Raw genomic sequence first — 18,512 nt, 5'->3', positions numbered from 1 at the left:
CGCGGTCGCGGGTCAGTCCTGGGTGGGGCCGTGCTCTCGCGGACGGTCTCCGCGTGGGCCGGCGGGCCTTTCCTACCCGGCCTGAGCAGACAGGTCAGCGCTGCAGGGTGAGGACCCCCGGCCGGTACGGCAACTGGTCGTAGGGGCCGCTCGCGGTCGGGGACTTGCCCTGGTACAGGAACTGCAGGTTGCAGGGGTCGATGGTCATGGTCTGGTCGGGGTTGTTGCGGACCAGGTCACCGTGGCTGATGTCGTTGGTCCAGGTGGCACCGCTGTTGGCCTTGCCCGCGAAGGGGTTGCTCTCGGTGGCGGCCTGCGGGGTCCACGTACCGCCCAGGCTGGTGGCCGTGAACGAGCGGAAGTAGCGCTGCTCGGTCGCCCCCCGCGCCTCGACGATCATGAGGTACTGGTTCTGGCCCTTGACCTTGTAGACCTGCGGCGCCTCGAACAGGTTGTTCGTCGTGTCGCTCATGACGGTTGTGTACGAGGACCCGAAATTGCCCGGGAAGTTCCCGATCGGCATGCTCGCCCGGTAGATCTTGCCGTTGTCACCGGCGAAGAACAGGTACATGTTCTGGCCGTCACCGATCAGGGTCTGGTCGATCGGTCCCGTACCGGAGCCCGCGATGCTGCCGGTGAAGAGCGACTGCGCCGCGGACCAGCCGTTGGGGTTGGTGGGGTCGCTCGACGTGCGGTACATGAAGGGCGAAGGACCCCACTGGTACGTCAGCACCCAGATGTTCTTGGGCGCGAAGTAGAACAGCGTGGGCGCCACCGTGCCCTGGCTCATCCCGGTCTGGCCTGCCGAGGCCATGTCCGACCAGTTGGTGAAGGGGGCGAACGCCATCGAGCCGTACGACGATCCCGACACGTTGGACGCGTAGACCAGGTGCTTGCCGTTGTAGACGACGTTGGTGAAGTCCTTCAGCGAGGCCCACCCGTTCGCCGGCTGCGCCAGCGCACCCGTCGACGACCACCGGTACGTCGAGGGAAGGGCACATGTGGTGCCCGTGGGCGAACTCGTGGGCGAAGGGCTCGCGGTCCCGGACGGGGCGGTCCACTTCTGGTTGCTGCCGGACCCGCAGGTGTACAGCTGGATCTTGGTGCCGTTGGCGGTGGCCGCGCCGACGGCGTCGAGGCACAGCCCGGACTGGACACCGGAGATCGTGCCGTTGGTGTTGACGTTCCACTGCTGGTTGGTGCCGCTGTTGCAGTCCCAGATGACCACCGCGGTGCCGTTGGTGGTGCCCTTGGCCTGGGCGTCCAGGCACTTGTTGCCGTAGAGCGTCAGCTGCTTGCCGGAGGTGTAGGTCCAGCGCTGGTTGGCCTGCCCGCTGCAGTCCCAGAGCTGCGCCCGGGTGCCGTTGGCGGTGGTGGAGCTGTCGACGTCCAGGCAGCGGCTTGAGGCGGCGCCCTTGATCTCACCGGTGCCGGCCGCGCCGGGCGTGGTGCCGGATGCGGCCTCCAGGGCCTTCATGACGGCGGTGTACGCGGGCTTCGGGTTGCCGTTGTTGTCGAACAGCAGAGGGCTCTCGCCGCTGCGCCAGGAGTCCTTGTCGCGGATGCCCCACACCGTGATGCCCGTACAACGGGCCACGGACAGACAGGCGTTGACCGCGTTGACGTAATTGGTGGGCGACGCCTGGGCGATGTCGAGTTCGGTGATCTGGACGTCGACGCCGAGGGCCGCGAAGTTGGCCAGGGTGGTCCGGAAACTGGCAGGCGGGCCGCCGGCGCCGAAGTGACTCTGGAACCCGACGCAGTCGATGGGAACGCCCCGCGCCTTGAAGTCCTTGACCATCGCGTAGACACCCTGGGTCTTCGCGTCGGTCCAGTTCTCGATGTTGTAGTCGTTGTAGCAGAGCTTGGCCGAGGAGTCGGTGGCCCGGGCGGTGCGGAAGGCCTCCTCGATGAAGCCGTTGCCCAGTACGTTCTGGAACACCGAGCTGCGGTGCTTGCCGCTGCCGTCGTCGGAGAACGCCTCGTTGACCACGTCCCAGGCGTAGATCTTGCCCTTGAAGTGGTTCATCTCGGTGGTGATGTGGTTGTTCATCACGCTGCGCAGGGTGTTCGCGTCGCCGATGGAGCTCACCCAGTTGGGCAGTTGGGAGTGCCAGACCAGGGTGTGGCCGCGCATCCGCTGGCTGTGCGCACTGGCGCGGTTGACGATCTGGTCGGCGGCGCCGAAGTTGAAGCTGCCGCGGGACGGCTCGGTGGCGTCCCACTTCATCTCGTTCTCCGGGGTGATCATGTTGAACTCCCGGTCCGCGATCCCGGCGTACGTCGAGTCGCTGAGCCGGCCGGCGGCCACAGCGGTGCCGATGTACCGGCCCGAGGGGGCCGCCTGCGTACCCAGGGCGGCGGCCCCGGCGGAGTCGGGGAGGAACGTCATCACACCGGCCACGACCGCCGCGGCCGACAGCCCTATCGCCGCGGTCCGGCGACGTCGGCCGAGTCGGTGCAAGCCCTTCGTGATTCGCCTCGGGCGCTGATCGTGTTGCGTCATGGGAACGGCTCTCTTCAGGGAACAGGTCGGTGGGGAAGCACCCCATGAAGTGGAGGCTGCCGAACTCCCGTTCCCGTAACGGAAAAGTCGAGCCGTTCGGAAAATCGCTCAGTGATGCATCTCGCAGGCAAAAAGTGTTACGCCGAGCCTGCCGTCCCGGTCCGCGCGAAGAAGGACGCCTGGCCTGCGAAGGCCCGCGTGCCGTCGGAGCCGTCCAGCCGGATGCCACCGTCGCGGTGGCGGAGGACTGATCCGGGATAGTTGTGTGCGTGCAGGGTCACCGATCCGGCGGTCGCGCCGGGGGACGGGCAGAAGGTGGCGTCTTCACGGAACAGGTCGCTGCCGTTGTCGGAACTCAGCCGTAGCCGCAGGTCACGATGGCGCAGATAGCGGCCGTCGGCGGCGCGGAAGGTGACGCACCGGGGATCGGCCAGCCCCCGTACCACCGTGAAGACGAACCGCCGGCGTGTCTGCGCACTGCTGTCCGCGGAGAGCCCGCCGAGCGTCGCGAAGGCGCCCGCATACGTGAGGTATTGTCCGGGTTCGTCCATGGACTCCAGTGACTGCGCGCCCAGCGGAACAGTGCCCGCGACGGCGGACGGACTCACCGGGGACGGCGCGGCCGGCGGGGCGGTGTGCGACGGGGCCGGCGTGGGACTGCCGACCGTGGGAGCGGCGGTGACGCCGGGGACCCGATGCGCCGGTTCGGGCCAGGTCACGTAAGCGGCGGTCCCGGCGACGAGCACCGCGCCGGTGGTGAGGCCCACCAGCTGATGCGTGGTCACCGCGGAGAGTTTGCCGATCAGTGTGCCGTGCAGACCGCCTCCTCCCGCTGCCGCCGTGGCCAGCCCGGCGGTGCTCGTGGCCGTACCCGACAGCAGGCCCTTGACGGCCAGCGCGGCGACGAGCCCGGCGGGGACCGCCAGCGGGGCGAGGCTGAAGAGCAGGAGCTCGGCCGGAACCCGTTCCGTCGTCGTTGCCGCGCAGACCGGGCATGCGCGGGTGTGCCGAGCGATCCTCTTGCGCCACACCGACGTACGCAGACCGTCCCAGCCGACGAGAGTCTCGTCCAACTGCGGACAGCGGGGGTCGGCCTCCAGCGCGGCGACGATCGTACGGCTCAACTCCAGCTGCTCACGCATGCGTTGGAGGCTCACCCCGACATGGGCGACGGTGAGCCCCGTCGCGGCGGCGATGTCGCCACGGCTCAGCGATCCGGCGCCCTCCTGCCACCACAGCGACAGCAGCACCCGCTGGTCCGGGTCGAGCCACCGGCCGGCCTCGACAGCCTGACGGCGCTCGTCCGACCTGTGCAGGCGCAGGATCGTGAGGTCCTCGGGTTCGGCACCGGCGTCCGGGATCTCGCGTGCCTCGTCGATGACCGCGGTCCGGCCGGCGAAGGCGCGTTGCCGTTGCCGTTGGGTACTGATCTGGCGGAGCGTGATCGACACCAGCCAGGACCGGAAGCTCTCCGGGGCACGCAGGGCGGGCAGGTCGCGCACCACGCGCAGCAGGGTCTCCTGGACGACGTCGTCGACATCCGCATGCCCGCTCAGTGCGCGCCCGACGATGTTGTAGAGCAATGGCAGGTATGCGGCGATCAGTTCCTCGCGTGCCCGGTCGTCACCGGCCTGTGCTGCGACGACCAGCCGCGCGTGGTCCGCATCCACGAGTTTTCTTCCCATCTCGCTCATCGTATTCGTCATGTCGAACATGGGTCGACCAGCCGGTCACTCAGGATTGTGGCGTCTCCTGCACACGTCAAGACTTCGGGTGCCATCAGGTCGACGGCATGGCATACGGTTTCCGGAAAACATCCGGAGTCTTCTCGGAAGGAAGCCGGATGGAGATGTCGACGGAGGTGGGGAACGTGGCCCGGGAAGACACCCAGCGCAGGACCGCCGCGCGGAGCCCGGACGGGCCGGCCAAGGTGACGATCACCGAGATCGCACGGGAGGCCGGGGTGTCCGTCCCGACTGTCTCGCGCGTCGTCAACGGGCGCTCCGACGTCGCTCCGGCCACCCGCGCCCGGGTCGAGGAGCTGCTGCGGCTCCACGGCTACCGGCGTCGCTCGCCCTCGCCGGGCGACCGGGCGGCCCTGCTCGACCTGGTCTTCAACGACCTGGACAGCCCCTGGGCCGTCGAGATCATCCGGGGTGTCGAGGAGGTCGCGCACGAGGCGGGGGTGGGCACGGTGGTCTCCGCGATCCACGACCGGGCGGGGGCGGCCCGCCAGTGGATGACCAATCTGCGCTCCCGTGCGTCCGACGGCGTGATCCTGGTGACTTCGGTCCTTGAACCGGGCCTCCACGACGAACTGCGGCGCCTGGGTGTGCCGTTGGTGGTGGTCGACTCGGCCGGTTCGCCCGCTTCGGAGGAGCCGACGGTGGGCGCCACCAACTGGGCGGGCGGGATGGCAGCCACCGAGCATCTGCTCGGTCTCGGGCACCGCCGGATCGGATTCGTACAGGGTCCGTCGCGGCTGCTGTGCTCACGGGCCCGGCTGGACGGCTACCGGGCGGCCCTGGACGTGGCCGGCGTAGCGGTGGACGACTCCCTGATCGTGCCCGGGGATTTCTATCATGCGTCCGGATTCACCGGCTGCAACCGGCTGTTGGACCTGGACCGGCCCCCGACCGCCGTCTTCGCCGCCAGCGACCAGATGGCACTCGGGGCGATCGAGGCGCTGCGCCGGCGCGGGCTGCGGGTGCCGGAGGACATGAGCGTGGTCGGCTTCGACGACCTTCCCGAGGTGCGGTGGTCGGCGCCACCGCTCACCACGGTTCGCCAGCCTCTGTCCGACATGGGCAAGTTGGCGGCCCGGATGCTGCTCGATCTGGCCCGTGCTGTCGAGCCCGCGTCCCCGCGTGTGGAGTTGGCGACAGAACTCGTGGTCAGGGCCAGTACGGCGGCGCCGCGCGCGTCCTAGCCGCGGCGCCGCCACCAGGGGTGTCAACAGCCTTTTTTGTTAAGGCTGTTGACACCCCCTTTTTGTGCCCGTAACTTCCGTGGCCATTCCCCGATAGTTTTCGGATCACTTCCGGAAGGTGTGCGATGCCCAGGACCGTCTCGTCACTCAGTCGCCGCAAGTTTCTGGCCGCCACGTCCGCGGCCGGCCTGGGCGCGGCGGCGCTCAGCGCCTGCTCCGACTCGGGTTCCGGCTCCACGGACAGCTCAGGACGGACCGTGGTGGAGTGGTGGAACATCCAGACCACCGAACCGACGAAGACCCTGTGGCCCCAGCGCGCCAAGGACTTCGAGGCAGCCAACCCCAAGGTGCACATCAAGCTGGTCACGCTGGAGAACGATGCGTACAAGTCGAAGATGACCGCGCTGACCAGCTCCGGAAAGCTTCCGGACATCTACCACACCTGGGGCGGCGGGGTTCTCGAGCAACAGATCGACGCCGGTCTCGTGGAGGACCTCACCGCATCCACCAAATCGTGGTCCGACACCCTCATCCCCGCATCGAGGGCGCCCTACGAGGTCGACGGCAAGACGTACGCCGTCCCCATCGACATCGGGGCCGTCGGCTTCTGGTACAACAAGGCGCTCTTCAAGAAGGCCTCGATCACCGCCCCGCCCGCCACCTGGGCGGACTTCCTCAGCGCGGTGAAGCAGCTCAAGGCCGCAGGGATCACCCCACTCGCCCTCGCCGGCAAGGAGAAGTGGCCCGGCATGTACTACTGGGCGTACCTCTCGATGCGCACCGCGGGCGTCGACGGGATGCAGAAGGCCATCGAATCCAAGGACTTCACCGGCGACCCGTTCGTCGCGGCAGGCGGCCACCTCAAGGAGCTCGTCGCCCTGGAGCCGTTCCAGAAGGGCTTCCTCGGTGCCGCGTACTCCACGCCCACCGGCGAGGCGGCCGCCATGGGCAACGGCAAGGCGGCGATGGAGCTGATGGGCCAGTGGGCCCCGGTCACCCAGGCCGACGCGGGCAAGGGCCTCGGCGACGACCTCGGCTTCTTCCCGTTCCCCTCGGTGGCGGGCGGCCAGGGGGCGCTCACCGACGTCTTCGGAGGAGGCGGCGGTTACGCGGTGCGCAAGGGCGCCCCGAAAGCGGCTGCCGACTTCCTGAAGTGGTTCATGACCGCCGAGTCCGACCGCATCCTCGTGACCAAGGGATCCATGATGCCGGTCGTCAAGGACGCCGTGAGCGCGCTCACCGACCCGAACCTCAAGGCGGTCTCCGACACGCTCGGCAAGGCGACCGGCTTCCAGCTCTACCTCGACCAGGCCCTGCCACCGGCGGTCGGCCAGGAGGTGAACGACTCCGTCGCGGCCCTCATCGCCGGGTCCAAGTCGCCGGAACAGGTCACCCGTTCCATCACTCAGGTCTTCAAGAGCCAGTAAATGACGATGACTTCGACCCAGATACGTGGCGGGCGACCGCCGCTCGCCGAAGGCCCGGACCCCGCCGCGGCGAACAGGCGCCCCCTGGGGCGCCGGGTGCGGGAGTGGCTGACGGCCGTCACGTTCACGGTGCCGGCCCTCGCACTCTTCGGGCTCTTCGTCCTGCTGCCCATCATGTACGCGCTCTACGTCAGTTTCTTCAACTGGGGCGGTTTCGGGTCGCCTTCGGACTTCACCGGCCTCGGCAACTTCACCCGCCTCCTCGACGACCCGGTCTTCCTCGGCGACCTGTGGCGCGGGCTGATCCTGGTCGTGGCCTCGCTCGCGCTCCAGTTGCCGTTCGCCCTGGCGATGGCGGTCCTGCTCAACCAGAAACTGCGCGGCCGCGCCTTCTACCGGATGCTGTTCTTCGCCCCGTACGTCCTGTCCGAGGTCATCACCGGAATCCTCTTCGGCATGATCTTCGCGCCCGACGACGGGCTCGCGGACAAGGTGCTCGGCGCGGTCGGCCTCGACTCGCTCGGCGGGCTGTGGTTCGCCGGGCAGGACACCGTCATGCCCACGCTCTTCCTGGTCATGATGTGGAAGTACTTCGGCTTCCACATGATGCTCTACCTCGCCGGGCTCCAGGGCATCCCGCCCGAGCTGCACGAGGCCGCCCGCATCGACGGCGCCGGGCCCTGGCAGCGCTTCCGTCATGTGACGCTGCCGCTGCTGGGCCCGACCATTCGGATGAGCATCTTCCTGTCGGTCATCGGCGCCATCCAGCTCTTCGACCTGGTGTGGGTGACCACCCAGGGCGGCCCGGACCACCACTCGGAAACCATGGCCGTGAGCATGTTCCAGTACGGCTTCAAGCGCTACCAGGTCGGCTACGCCAGCGCGATCAGCATCGCCATGTTCCTCATCAGCCTTGTCTTCGCCCTCGCCTACCAGCGCTTCGTGCTGCGCCGCGACACCGAAGGAGCACTCACCACCATGCGAGCCTCCCGATGACGGCCCCCGCGCTGCGGCGCCGGCTGCGCTCCGTTCCCCTGTACGTGACCGTGTGGGTGGTCGGCATCGTCATGGTGACGCCGCTGCTGTACGCACTCGTCTCCGGGTTCAAGTCCACCGACCAGCTCTCCAGTAATGTCTTCGGGCTTCCCTCGCCCTGGGAGACGGGGAACTACACGGCGATCCTGAAGTCCGAAACGTTCTGGCGGGCCATCGGGTCCTCCACCCTCATCGCCGTCGGTACGACCGTCCTGACCGTCGGCGCGGCCGCCCTCGCCGCGTTCGCGCTGGCCCGATTCGCCTTCCGTGGGCGGGAGTTGCTCTTCACGGTCTTCACCGTCGGACTCATGTTCCCGTTCGCCGTGGCGATCCTGCCGCTGTTCATCCTGCTGCGCACCTTCGGACTGCTCGACAACCCGTGGGGCGTGATTCTGCCGCAGGCGGCGTTCGGGCTGCCGATCACCATCGTCATCCTGCGCGGCTTCTTCCGGGAGATCCCCGGCGAGCTGGAGGAGGCGGCCACTCTCGACGGCTGCTCGTCGTTCGGATTCTTCTGGCGGATCCTGCTGCCCATGGCGCGGCCCGCCCTCGGCACCGTCTCGGTGCTCGCGGTGGTGGCGAGCTGGAACAACTTCCTGCTGCCGCTGCTCGTGTTCAGCGAACAGACCTGGTGGACGATCCCCGTCGGCGTCCAGCAGTTCCAGGGCCAGTACTCCGCCGACATCGCCCGCGTCTTCGCCTACCTCGTCCTCGCCATGGTGCCCGCGCTGGGCTTCTACGCGGTGGCCGAACGGCAGCTGATCGGCGGGATCACGCTGGGCGCGACCAAGGGCTGACTCGCGACCGCCCGCCCACCCCCCTGCACACACCGCACTTGAGGAGTTCCATGGTCAAGCCATGGCAGGACACCACCCTGCCCGCCCACGCCCGGGCGGCGGACCTGCTCGCCCGGATGACCAACGAGGAGAAGACCGCCCAGCTGTCCAGCGTGTGGATCGGCGCCGACACCGAGGGCGCCGACGTGGCCCCGGGGCAGCACACCTTCGCCGCCCGCAGCGCCGTACTGGACGCACTCCTCCCGTACGGCCTCGGGCACCTCACCCGGCCCTTCGGAACCGTCCCCGTCGAACCCGCCGAGGGCGTCGCACGCCTCGCCGACCTGCAGCGCACCATCAGCGGGGGCAACCGGTTCGGCCTGCCCGCGATCGCCCACGAGGAGTGCCTCACCGGCTTCACCGCCTGGCAGGCCACCGTCTTCCCGACCCCTCTCGCCTGGGGCGCCACCTTCGACCCGGCGCTGATCACCGACATGGCCCTGGCGATCGGGGTGTCGATGCGCGCGGTCGGCATCCACCAGGGGCTCGCCCCGGTCCTCGACGTCGTACGCGATCCCCGCTGGGGCCGCACCGAGGAGGCCATCGGCGAGGACCCGTACCTCGTCGGCACCATCGGCACCGCATACGTACAGGGGCTGCAGAGCGCGGGCATCGTCGCCACGCTCAAGCACTTCGCCGGCTACTCCGCCTCGCGCGCCGCCCGCAACCACGCGCCCGCCTCGCTCGGCCCGCGCGAACTCGCCGATGTGATCCTGCCCCCCTTCGAGATGGCCCTGCGCGACGGCGGCGCCCGCTCCGTGATGCCCGCGTACAACGACATCGACGGACTGCCCGCCCACGCCCACCCCGCACTGCTCACCCAACTCCTCCGAGAACAATGGGAGTTCACCGGCACGGTGGTGTCGGACTACTACGGTGTCTCCCTGCTGGAGGAGGCGCACAAGATCGCCGACGGGGAGGGTGCGGCGGCGCGCCTCGCCCTCGCGGCCGGAGTCGACGTGGAGCTGCCGGCGGCCCGCTGCTTCAGCCCCACCGACGCGCTCCCTGAGGACCTGCTCGACCGGGCCGCCCTGCGCGTCCTCACACAGAAGTGCGAACTGGGGCTCCTCGACCCCGGCTGGGAACCCGTCACCGCCGACGGACCCGTCGATCTGAACCCGCCCCATATGCGGGAGCTGGCGCAGAGGGTGGCCCAGGAGTCCGTGGTGCTGCTCGCCAACGACGCCGGGGTGCTGCCCCTGCGCGACGGGCTGCGCATCGCACTCGTCGGGCCGCTCGCCGACGAGCAGGCCGCCATGCTCGGCTGCTACACGTTCCCGCGGCACGTCGGCGTCCACCACCCCGGCCTGCCGACCGGCATCGACGTGCCGACGCTCGCCGAGGCGCTGCGCACCGAGCTGCCGGACGCCGCGTTCGTCGGCGACCTGGCGGGAGCAGACATCTGCCTTGCCGTGGTCGGGGACCGGTCGGGACTGTTCGGGCGCGGCTCCTCCGGAGAGGGGTGCGACGCGGAGGATCTCCAACTGCCGTACGGGCAGGCGGAGGTGCTGGACTCCGCGATGGACTCCGGGGTTCCCGTCGTCATCGTCGTACTCAGCGGCAGGCCGTACGCACTCGGCCGCTGGGCCGGCCGGGCAGCCGCCGTCGTCCAGGCGTTCTTCCCCGGGCAGGAGGGCGGCGGGGCCGTGGCGGGCGTCCTGTCCGGGCGCGTCGATCCCTCCGGACGCCTGCCGGTCGCGGTCCCCGCCAGGCCGGGAGGACAGCCCGCCCCGTACCTCGCGCCGCCGCTCGCCCTGCACGGCTTTCCCAGCACCGTGGACCCGACGCCCCTCTACCCGTTCGGGCACGGCCTGTCCTACTCCGCCTTCGCCTGGGACCTCCCCGAGTGCGACGCACCCGAACTGCCCACCGACGGCGACACCACGGTGCGCCTCACCGTCCGCAACACCGGCGACCGGGCCGGCACCGAGGTCGTACAGCTCTACCTCCACGACCCCGTCGGCACCGTCGCCCGCCCCGAAGTCCGGCTCGTCGGCTACGCCCGCGTACCGCTCGACGCCGGCGCCTCGGCCGAGGTCCACGCCACGTTCCCCGCGGACCTCGCCGCCTACACCGGAGCCGACGGCCGCCGTGTCGTCGAACCCGGTGCCCTCGAACTGCGCATCGCCGCCTCCAGCGCGGAGGTCCACCACACCGTGCCGCTCACCCTCACCGGGCCGGTACGGGAGGTCGGGCACGAGCGCCGGATGCGGTGCGAGATGCGCGTCAAGTAGCGCGGGGCCGGGCGCGCGCCAGCCGCCGCCCGGCCCGGCGCGACCAGCACATTGCGTACGTCGTCAACTGCACGTCCACATCCCCCAGTTGAGGAGCCGCACGATGACCCTTCCCGTCCAACGCACCCGCACCCGCACGTGCGCCAGAGCCGCCGCCCTCGGCCTGACCGCCGCGCTCGCCCTCGGCCTCGCCGGAATGCCTGCCGCCCACGCGGGCACCGAACGGCACCATCGCGCGGCCACGCTCGACGACCTCGCCCAGAAGACCGGCCGCTACTACGGCTCCGCCGTCGACAACCCCGAACTCGCCGACACCGCCTACGCCGACCTCCTCGGCACCGAGTTCGGCGCCACCACCCCCGGCAACGCCATGAAGTGGGAATCAACCGAACCCCAGCGCGGTGTCTTCGACTTCACCGCCGGCGACGAGATCGTGAACTACGCCCGCGCCAACGGGCTCAAGCTCCGCGGCCACACCCTGCTGTGGCACAACCAGCTGCCAGGCTGGCTGACCTCCGGCACCTGGACGCCGGACGAGCTCCGTTCGATCCTCAAGAACCACATCACGACCGAGGTCAAGCATTTCAAGGGCAAGGTGTTCGCCTGGGACGTCGCCAACGAGATCATGAACGAGGACGGCACCTACCGGGAGAGCATCTTCTACAAGACCCTCGGCCCCGGCTACATCGCCGACGCCCTGCGCTGGGCCCACGCGGCCGACCCCAAGGTCAAGCTGTACCTGAACGACTACAACGTCGAGGCGATCGGCCCGAAGTCGGACGCGTACTACACCCTCATCAAGCAGCTCAAGGCCGACCGTGTCCCGATCGACGGCTTCGGCCTCCAGGGCCACCTGGCGCTGCAGTACGGCTTCCCGTCCGGGCTGAAGGAGAACCTCCAGCGCTTCGCCGCCCTCCGCGTCGACGTCGCCTTCACCGAACTCGACATCCGAATGAACCTGCCGTCGGACACGGCCAAGCTGACCCAACAGGCCGACTGGTACCGGCAGGTGACCGACGCCTGCCTCGCGGTGAAGCGCTGCGTCGGCATCACGGTGTGGGGCTACTCGGACCGGCACTCGTGGATTCCCGCCGTCTTCCCGGGCGAGGGCGCAGCCCTCCCGTGGGACGAGAACCTCGCCCACAAGCCGGCCTACGACGCGATCCACGACGCGCTCGCGGCCGCTGCAGCGCCCCCGCACGGCAAGAACGGCTGAAACGACCGCCGTCAGTCATTCGCTCGCGGTGTCCTCGGCCTCCCAGCGGAGCAGGTCGCCCGGCTGGCACTCGAGGACCGCGCAGAGTGCGGCGAGCGTCGCGAAGCGCACCGCCTTGGCGCGGCCGTTCTTGAGTACCGCCAGGTTGGCGGGAGTGATCCCTACGCGGTCCGCGAGTTCGCCCACGGACATCTTCCGCTTGGCCAGCATCACGTCGATGTCGACGGCGATCGGCATCAGATCACCTCGTCCAACTCGGCCTGCATCTGCGTCGCTTCGACGTCGCGGGCGACGGCCTGGGCGAGCAGCATGCGCAGTACGAGCACGATGAGGGCGACGCCCAGGATGGCCAGGCCGATCCCGCCCATGATGAAGGTGACGCCCGGGTCGTCCCGCTGGCCGGGCGCATTGACGGCCGTGACCGTGAACCACAGGAGAGAGTCCGCGACGATCGCGCCGATGATGATGTCCACGTAACGGAAGGCGGCGTGGGAGAACACGGTTCCGCGTCGCACCATCGTGACCAGTCGCCATACGGACAGCAGGGCGGCCTGGGCCGCCCCGATGCCCAGGATCGTGATCACGCGCAGCGGGGTCAGCGGGAGCGAACCGTCCTCCGGATCGTTCCCGCTGATCAACGTCCACACCATCAATACCTGTACGAGCACCGTGCCGGTGAGTACCACCGCGAGCACGGTGCGCAGTGCGCGCACGGTCAGCTTTCCCATGGCCCATCCTTCCATCGAGCAACGATGGGAATCTATCGAATTTCGATAGACGCGACAAGGTTCGACCTTGCCGGTGCTCTGTCACGGAGTCAGCATGGTGAGCATGGTGAATCCAACTCTGTACGCGGCTTTCCTCGTTGCCGCCTTAGTGCTCTGCATCACTCCGGGACCCGACATGATGTTCATCGTGGCCATGGGGGGCCGCGGCGGGCCGTCGACCGGCGTACTCGCCGCGCTGGGAGTGGCCTGCGCGATGTTCGTGCACGCGCTCGCCGCGGCGCTTGGCCTTTCGGCGCTGTTCCTGGCGCTCCCGGAGCTGTACCACGTGCTGCGCTGGGTGGGCGCGGCCTATCTCTTCTACCTGGCGGTCAAGGCGTTCCGCGATCGATCGCTGCCGGGGGAGGACGCGGGCGAGGACGGCGGGAGGCCGGGGCCGGTGAGGCGGCGTGCCTTCTGGCAGGGCGCCCTCACCAACCTGCTCAACCCCAAGGTGATCCTCTTCAACGTGTCGTTCCTGCCGCAGTTCGTGGATCCCCGACTCGGGCACATGACAGGGCAGTTGATGATTCTCGGCCTGACCATCGTGGTCATGGGGTTCGTCGTCGACGGCTCGATCGGACTGCTCTCGGGGCGGTTGTCCGCGATGCTCCGGCGCAGCCGCCGGGTGGCCCGCGGCCTCAACATCTTCAGCGGCACGGTGTTCGCGGGGCTGGCCGTACGACTGGCCGCCGCGCCGAAGTAGCCTCCCTCCGGGGCCCGTCGGCTACCAGCGTGAGAGCTTCTCGGGGTTGCGCACCACCCAGATGTGCTTGATCCGGCCGCCCGCGACGTCGAACGCGAACACCGTCACGGTCCTGCCGTCCTCCTGGGCCACCAGCCCGGGCAGACCGTTGACCGTACGCTCCAGCAGCGTCATGGTGCTGGGCCTGCGCCGGGCGAGTTCGACCCAGGCGTGTGCGACGTTCTCGCCGCCCTCGATCGGGTGGAGGAAGGTGACGGCCCGGCCGCCGCCGTCCGCGATCGCCGTGGCGTCGGGGTCGAGCAGACCGATCAGCGCGTCGATGTCCTTGGCCTCCCACGCCTGCTTGAAGTCCCGTACCACGACCGCGTGTTGGGCCGCCGGCGCCGCGAGAGGCTGCGACGCCCGGATACGGCGGCGGGCCGACGAGGCCAGCTGGCGGCAGGCCGCCGGGGTGCGGCCGACGATCTCGGCCACTTCGGCGAAGGAGTGGCAGAAGACGTCGTGGAGGATGAACGAGACGCGTTCGGCGGGGGTCATCGACTCGAGCACGACGAGGAAGGCCAGGTTGACCGACTCGTCCAGGGTGATCCGGTCGGCCGGGTCGGCGGCGGTGGAGTCCGGTTGTCCGGGAAGCGGTTCGGGGATCCATTCGCCCACGTAGGTCTCGCGCCGGGCCCGGGCGGAGCCGAGCACGTTGAGGCACACGCGGCTCACGACCGTCGTCAGCCAGGCGCCGGGGGAGTCGATGGCGTCCTGCTGCTGCGGGGCCATGGCGTACCAGCGGGCGTACGCCTCCTGGACGGCGTCCTCGGCCTCGGCGAGGGAGCCCAGCAGCCGGTAGGCGACATTCGTCAGCTGACGCCGCTCGCGCATGATCGCGTCGAGGCCAGGATCAGGGGTGGTCATGGTGCCTGCAGCTCCCTCGGTCGTCTCCGCCTTCATCCGTACGACAAGACAGCGCGCCCGAATGTGAGGCGGGTGCGGCGCCTCACACTTCCGGGGGCTGCGTTGTCGAACGGCCGAGACGGACACATCATCCAGCGAACAGGGAGTTGAGGGGCATCATGACGACCTCCACACCGACCACGCAGTTCACCGAAGCGGCGACCGCGGACCGCCTGGAGCGGGCGGCGGGCGCGCTGACCGCGCACGGTTTCACCGTGGAGATCCTCGACGACGATGCCGCCGCGCGGACGCGCATCCAGGACCTGATCCCGGAGGGCGCCAGTGTGTTCACCGGGGCCAGCGAGACCCTCCGCAGGTCCGGCATCGAGGAGGACATCAACGCCGGCGGGCGGTACGACGCCATCAGGCCACGCGTCCTGGCCATGGACCGTGCCACGCAGGCGGACGAGATCCGGCGGCTGACCGCCACCCCCGACGTCATCGTCAACAGCGTCCACGCGGTCACCGAAACCGGCTCCCTCGTCATCGCCTCGGGCAGCGGAAGCCAGTTGCCCGGCAACGCGGGCGGCGCCGCCCGCGCGATCTGGGTCGTCGGGGCGCAGAAGGTGGTGCCCGACCTGGACACCGCACTGCGGCGCGTCGAGGACCACTGCCTTCCGCTGGAGAGTGCCCGCACCCAGGAGGCCTACGGATACCCCAGCGCCGTCAACAGGCTCCTCGTCCTCAACGGTGAGTACGTCCCCGGGCGCGGCACCGTCCTGCTGCTCCGCGAAGCCATCGGTTTCTGAACCGTGTCATCCCGCCGCCGAGCTGAACACCACGGTGGAACTCTTCAGGGAGGTGAGAAGCGCCGCACCCGACGGCAGTTCGCCGAATGCGGCGGTACTGAATTCACTGCTGTCGGGTGTATTTGCAGATGTCACGAGCGGACGCCGGCGGTCCGGTGGCATTTCCGCAGCGGGCGCGGAGAGAAGGGGTGTGGCGCGCTGCATCCGCAACGCGTCCACCGACTCGGCGAGCAGTTCGTATTCCGTCGTCTCGTCACGGACGGCGAAACGCATCAGGCGACCGGCGGTCAGCACTTCGGCAGCCGAATCCTGGTGCACCGAGTTGTCGCGCCAGGAGCGGAGCGCCCCGGGTATGTCGGGTGCGTCCGCGGCCAGTGGGAAAAGCGCCTGCGGCGGAAAGTAGGCGGTGTCCGGGCCGGGATCGAGCCGCTCCGAGATCCAGGTGGCCCTGTCCCGCAGCCACCACAGGGCCAGCGCGAGGGTCGGCGCGCGGTAGGTTCCCAACGGCACACCGACACGTCGGCCACCGCAGACTCCGTACGCGGTGACATGGCACAGGAATTCGTCGTGCACAGCCACTCCCCTTGGGCAGTTTGCGGCTTGGCAGTTAAAGTCGTGCGTCGGCGCCTCAAGTCCCCTGGGTTCATTACTCAGTTGACTCAACAGACGATTATCTTCGCACCCGCCACACTGGTACCCCATGAATTCTGGCCATATCCGTGGCATATTCACCGCGCCGCTTGGCTGAAAGCGTCAGGGTGGTGTCACAGCGCCGCAGAGCAGGACGATCAGCCGCTCCACCTGGTCGCGGGGGTCGGGCGAACCTGCCCAGCTCGTCATCAGCAGATGGTGGACGGTCCCGACGAGGGCGAGGGCGAGCGAGGCGGTGTCGGCGCCCTCGGTGAGGCGTCCGAGCTGCCGTTCGGCGTCCAGGTAGCCGGTGACCGAGTCCTGGACCGCCGCGAAGCCGGGTGCGCCCGACTCCAGCGCCCTGCGCACCAGATCGGCCGCCCCGGGGCGGGCGAGGGCAAGCCCGGCGACTTTCGGACTGGTCGACGTGAGGAGCGCGAGCGCCACCCCGGTGAGGTTGTCGGCCACCGTCGCCCGGCCCGCCCGCGCGGAGAGTTCCCCGGCCAGTCGCGCGGTCCGCGCGAACCGGTCCAGCACGAGTTCGGCGACGAATTCGTCCAGCCCGCCGCTGAAGTGCGCATGCAGCAGCCCCTTGGCGCAGTCCGCCTCGTCCGTGACGGCGCGGCTGGTCAGCGCGACGGGATCCGCGCGGTCCAGTACACGCTCGGCGGCGGAGAACAGCCGCTCGCGAACGTCGGGGATGGCTACGCCACGTGGCGACACAGGGCTCTCCAGGTACGGGCTCGGGACGAACACCCGGTACCGGCAGGGGGATTGCCGGAATGGGCGCACGCCCATACTGTTTGGGCGGATGCCCATTCTATCCATGGAGGAATCGCATGCACGACCTCGTCAACACCGAGCAGGCACAGGCATGGAACGGCTACGAGGGCACGCACTGGGCGCGGAACCAGGCCAGGTGGGACGCCGTGAACGAGGGCTTCAACGAGCCGCTCCTCGCCGCCGCCGCGATCGGGGAGCGCGACCATGTCCTGGACATCGGCTGCGGAGCCGGCTGTACGACGCGACTCGCCGCGCAGCGCGCGTCGGGCGGCCGGGTTCTGGGCCTGGATCTTTCGGCGCCGATGCTGGAGCGCGCCCGTGAGTCCGCGCAATCCGCGCACATCTCCAACGTGTTCTTCGAGCAGGGTGACGCCCAGGCACATCCCTTCGAGGCGGGCACGTTCGACGTCGTGATCAGCCGCTACGGGGTGATGTTCTTCGCCGACCCCGTGGCCGCCTTCACCAATATCGGAAAGTCCCTGCGTCCGGGCGGCCGGATGGCATTCGTCTGCGGTGCGGAGGCCGAGGGAAACGAATGGCTGCGGGCCGTCGCGGGGCTGCGCGACATCCTGCCCATGGGGGGCTTCGGTGAACCGGGTGGTCCCGGAATGTTCTCCCTGGCCGACCCCGACCGGGTGAGGGAGCTGCTTTCCGCCGCGGGGTTCGTCGACATTGCGGTGGCACGCGCGCAGGCGCGGGGGAAATGGGGGAGGGGCGCCGACGATGCGGCCGACTTCCTTCTCGGGTCAGGGCCGGGCCGCCATCTGATGGACCAGGTCGATCAGGAGGCAGAGGATCGTGCCCGTAAGACGCTCGCCGGCATCCTGCGCCCCTATGAGGAGAACGGTGACGTACGACTGCGCAGTGCCGCCTGGCTGGTCACCGCGAACCGCCCGGAATGAGCCCGACAGTGCCTGCGTGGTGGCTCATTGGGCGTTCCAATAGGCGACGCCCGGCTGCGGTTCGGCGGGGGCGAAAAGCTGGGAGACCGTGACTGGCGTCAGGCCGCGGGCGCGGAGCCCGTCGATGATGCCGGGCACCGCGGGCACGGTGCCCGGGTAGATGTCGTGGAGCAGGATGATTCCGCCGGGCGCGGCGCCGTCCAGGATTCGGCTCTTGATGATTTCGGGGTCGTGGTCGCGGTAGTCGCTGGCGGTGACGGTCCACAGGATCTGGGCGAGCCCGAGGGAGCGGGAGACCGCGGCGACCCGCTCGTCGGTCCGCCCCTGGGGCGGGCGCATCAGCGTCGGGGTCCGGCCGGTGAGCTGCTTCACGCGGTGCTGTACGCGGCCGAGTTCACGTCGGATCTCCGCGTCGCTCACCTCGGTCAGCCGCGGATGGGTCCAGCTGTGGTTGCCGATCTCGTGACCTTCCATCGCTTCCCTCGTCACGAGCTGAGGACGCGTCTGGATGTCGTTGCCCAGCAGGAAGAAGGTCGCGTTGACGCGCTTGGCCTTGAGGATGTCCAGCAACGCGGCGGTGTCACGGCCGGGCCCGGCGTCGAAGGTCAGTGCGACGCACCGGGCCGTACGGCAGTCCACCGGGTGAGGCGCGGCCGGCGCGGGACGGGGCGAGGGCGTCGGGCTCAACGGCGCGGCGAGGGGCGACGCCGCCGCATTCCTGGCCAGGGGAGAGGCAGGTTTCTGCGCCGAGCCGCAGGCTGCCACGGCGACGGACACGGCGGCAGCGACGGCTGTCTGTACAAGACGACGGGAGGTGAACACGGGGGAATCTGTACCAGAGCGGGAGGTT

The 18,512-nt window shown here is 69.4% G+C and carries 16 protein-coding genes and 1 pseudogene; 9 read left to right on the top strand and 8 right to left on the bottom strand.

The features are described 5' to 3' along the window. Positions 1–94 precede the first annotated feature (94 nt). A complete protein-coding gene (locus tag OG707_RS01525; protein ID WP_329113456.1) occupies positions 95–2,506 on the bottom strand; it encodes a non-reducing end alpha-L-arabinofuranosidase family hydrolase in 2,412 nt (803 codons plus the stop codon). A 137-nt stretch (positions 2,507–2,643) separates the two neighbouring features. After that, positions 2,644–4,191, bottom strand: coding sequence for a sigma-70 family RNA polymerase sigma factor (locus OG707_RS01520; protein ID WP_329113454.1), 1,548 nt, complete (start codon positions 4,189–4,191; stop codon positions 2,644–2,646). A 164-nt stretch (positions 4,192–4,355) separates the two neighbouring features. On the opposite strand from OG707_RS01520, the gene OG707_RS01515 reads away from it, so the two are divergent. The 6 genes from OG707_RS01515 (at position 4,356) to OG707_RS01490 (ending at position 12,183) form a co-directional block, all read left to right on the top strand. Further along, entirely contained in the window at positions 4,356–5,435 is a 1,080-nt protein-coding gene (locus tag OG707_RS01515; protein WP_443071468.1) for a LacI family DNA-binding transcriptional regulator, read from the top strand. A gap of 125 nt (positions 5,436–5,560) precedes the next feature. Further along, on the top strand, positions 5,561–6,862 hold the full coding sequence (locus tag OG707_RS01510) for an extracellular solute-binding protein (RefSeq protein ID WP_329113451.1): 1,302 nt from the start codon (positions 5,561–5,563) through the stop codon (positions 6,860–6,862). Between the two features lie 6 nt (positions 6,863–6,868). Beyond that, complete coding sequence (locus tag OG707_RS01505; protein WP_329127576.1) at positions 6,869–7,858, top strand: carbohydrate ABC transporter permease; 990 nt, start codon at positions 6,869–6,871, stop codon at positions 7,856–7,858. After that, positions 7,855–8,694 (top strand): carbohydrate ABC transporter permease, encoded by an 840-nt coding sequence (locus OG707_RS01500; protein WP_329113449.1) that lies wholly within the window; start codon positions 7,855–7,857, stop codon positions 8,692–8,694. The genes OG707_RS01505 and OG707_RS01500 overlap by 4 nt, the downstream gene beginning before the upstream one ends. Before the next feature lie 50 nt (positions 8,695–8,744). Further along, on the top strand, positions 8,745–10,967 hold the full coding sequence (locus OG707_RS01495; protein ID WP_329113448.1) for a beta-glucosidase: 2,223 nt from the start codon (positions 8,745–8,747) through the stop codon (positions 10,965–10,967). Positions 10,968–11,070: 103 nt separating this feature from the next. After that, positions 11,071–12,183 (top strand): endo-1,4-beta-xylanase, encoded by a 1,113-nt coding sequence (locus OG707_RS01490; protein WP_443071252.1) that lies wholly within the window; start codon positions 11,071–11,073, stop codon positions 12,181–12,183. 15 nt (positions 12,184–12,198) lie between these two features. Here the strand turns inward: OG707_RS01490 and OG707_RS01485 are convergent, their stop codons facing one another. Next, positions 12,199–12,420 carry a helix-turn-helix domain-containing protein gene (locus tag OG707_RS01485; protein ID WP_329113445.1) on the bottom strand — a complete coding sequence of 74 codons (222 nt, stop codon included), beginning with the start codon at positions 12,418–12,420 and terminating at the stop codon, positions 12,199–12,201. Continuing rightward, positions 12,420–12,911: a DUF2975 domain-containing protein gene (locus OG707_RS01480; protein ID WP_329113443.1), complete on the bottom strand. Its 492-nt coding sequence runs from the start codon at positions 12,909–12,911 to the stop codon at positions 12,420–12,422. Before OG707_RS01480 ends, OG707_RS01485 begins: the two co-directional genes overlap by 1 nt. Before the next feature lie 103 nt (positions 12,912–13,014). On the opposite strand from OG707_RS01480, the gene OG707_RS01475 reads away from it, so the two are divergent. Then, positions 13,015–13,653 (top strand): LysE family translocator, encoded by a 639-nt coding sequence (locus tag OG707_RS01475; RefSeq protein WP_329113441.1) that lies wholly within the window; start codon positions 13,015–13,017, stop codon positions 13,651–13,653. A gap of 21 nt (positions 13,654–13,674) precedes the next feature. Here the strand turns inward: OG707_RS01475 and sigJ are convergent, their stop codons facing one another. Beyond that, positions 13,675–14,559 (bottom strand): RNA polymerase sigma factor SigJ, encoded by an 885-nt coding sequence (sigJ, locus tag OG707_RS01470; RefSeq protein ID WP_329113440.1) that lies wholly within the window; start codon positions 14,557–14,559, stop codon positions 13,675–13,677. A 158-nt stretch (positions 14,560–14,717) separates the two neighbouring features. Between sigJ and OG707_RS01465 the strand changes: the two genes are divergently transcribed. After that, on the top strand, positions 14,718–15,347 hold the full coding sequence (locus tag OG707_RS01465) for an LUD domain-containing protein (protein WP_329113438.1): 630 nt from the start codon (positions 14,718–14,720) through the stop codon (positions 15,345–15,347). 165 nt (positions 15,348–15,512) lie between these two features. Here OG707_RS01465 and OG707_RS01460 read toward each other — a convergent pair. After that, positions 15,513–15,920 (bottom strand): annotated as a pseudogene (locus tag OG707_RS01460) (hypothetical protein); the annotation flags it as partial. A 180-nt stretch (positions 15,921–16,100) separates the two neighbouring features. Then, positions 16,101–16,700: a TetR/AcrR family transcriptional regulator gene (locus OG707_RS01455; protein ID WP_329113435.1), complete on the bottom strand. Its 600-nt coding sequence runs from the start codon at positions 16,698–16,700 to the stop codon at positions 16,101–16,103. 116 nt (positions 16,701–16,816) lie between these two features. Here OG707_RS01455 and OG707_RS01450 point away from each other — a divergent pair, with 116 nt between their 5' ends. Next, a complete protein-coding gene (locus tag OG707_RS01450; RefSeq protein ID WP_329113433.1) occupies positions 16,817–17,662 on the top strand; it encodes a class I SAM-dependent methyltransferase in 846 nt (281 codons plus the stop codon). A gap of 24 nt (positions 17,663–17,686) precedes the next feature. Here OG707_RS01450 and OG707_RS01445 read toward each other — a convergent pair whose 3' ends face one another. Beyond that, a complete protein-coding gene (locus OG707_RS01445) occupies positions 17,687–18,484 on the bottom strand; it encodes a polysaccharide deacetylase family protein (RefSeq protein ID WP_329113431.1) in 798 nt (265 codons plus the stop codon). Between the last annotated feature and the right edge of the window lie 28 nt (positions 18,485–18,512).

Source organism: Streptomyces sp. NBC_01465 (assembly GCF_036227325.1).
In the GTDB taxonomy this organism is placed as follows: Bacteria; Actinomycetota; Actinomycetes; order Streptomycetales; family Streptomycetaceae; genus Streptomyces.
This window is presented reverse-complemented; position numbering and strand designations above follow the sequence as displayed.

What these genes read in the sequence shown, in the direction of transcription:
- OG707_RS01490 (WP_443071252.1), top strand. Translation starts at nt 11,071, where the DNA reads ATGACCCTTCCCGTCCAACGCACCCGCACCCGCACGTGCGCCAGAGCC.
- OG707_RS01520 (WP_329113454.1), bottom strand. Translation starts at nt 4,191, where the DNA reads ATGGGAAGAAAACTCGTGGATGCGGACCACGCGCGGCTGGTCGTCGCA.
- OG707_RS01510 (WP_329113451.1), top strand. Translation starts at nt 5,561, where the DNA reads ATGCCCAGGACCGTCTCGTCACTCAGTCGCCGCAAGTTTCTGGCCGCC.
- OG707_RS01450 (WP_329113433.1), top strand. Translation starts at nt 16,817, where the DNA reads ATGCACGACCTCGTCAACACCGAGCAGGCACAGGCATGGAACGGCTAC.
- OG707_RS01465 (WP_329113438.1), top strand. Translation starts at nt 14,718, where the DNA reads ATGACGACCTCCACACCGACCACGCAGTTCACCGAAGCGGCGACCGCG.
- OG707_RS01500 (WP_329113449.1), top strand. Translation starts at nt 7,855, where the DNA reads ATGACGGCCCCCGCGCTGCGGCGCCGGCTGCGCTCCGTTCCCCTGTAC.
- OG707_RS01480 (WP_329113443.1), bottom strand. Translation starts at nt 12,911, where the DNA reads ATGGGAAAGCTGACCGTGCGCGCACTGCGCACCGTGCTCGCGGTGGTA.
- OG707_RS01495 (WP_329113448.1), top strand. Translation starts at nt 8,745, where the DNA reads ATGGTCAAGCCATGGCAGGACACCACCCTGCCCGCCCACGCCCGGGCG.
- OG707_RS01485 (WP_329113445.1), bottom strand. Translation starts at nt 12,420, where the DNA reads ATGCCGATCGCCGTCGACATCGACGTGATGCTGGCCAAGCGGAAGATG.
- sigJ (WP_329113440.1), bottom strand. Translation starts at nt 14,559, where the DNA reads ATGACCACCCCTGATCCTGGCCTCGACGCGATCATGCGCGAGCGGCGT.
- OG707_RS01475 (WP_329113441.1), top strand. Translation starts at nt 13,015, where the DNA reads ATGGTGAATCCAACTCTGTACGCGGCTTTCCTCGTTGCCGCCTTAGTG.
- OG707_RS01505 (WP_329127576.1), top strand. Translation starts at nt 6,869, where the DNA reads ATGACTTCGACCCAGATACGTGGCGGGCGACCGCCGCTCGCCGAAGGC.
- OG707_RS01515 (WP_443071468.1), top strand. Translation starts at nt 4,356, where the DNA reads ATGTCGACGGAGGTGGGGAACGTGGCCCGGGAAGACACCCAGCGCAGG.
- OG707_RS01525 (WP_329113456.1), bottom strand. Translation starts at nt 2,506, where the DNA reads ATGACGCAACACGATCAGCGCCCGAGGCGAATCACGAAGGGCTTGCAC.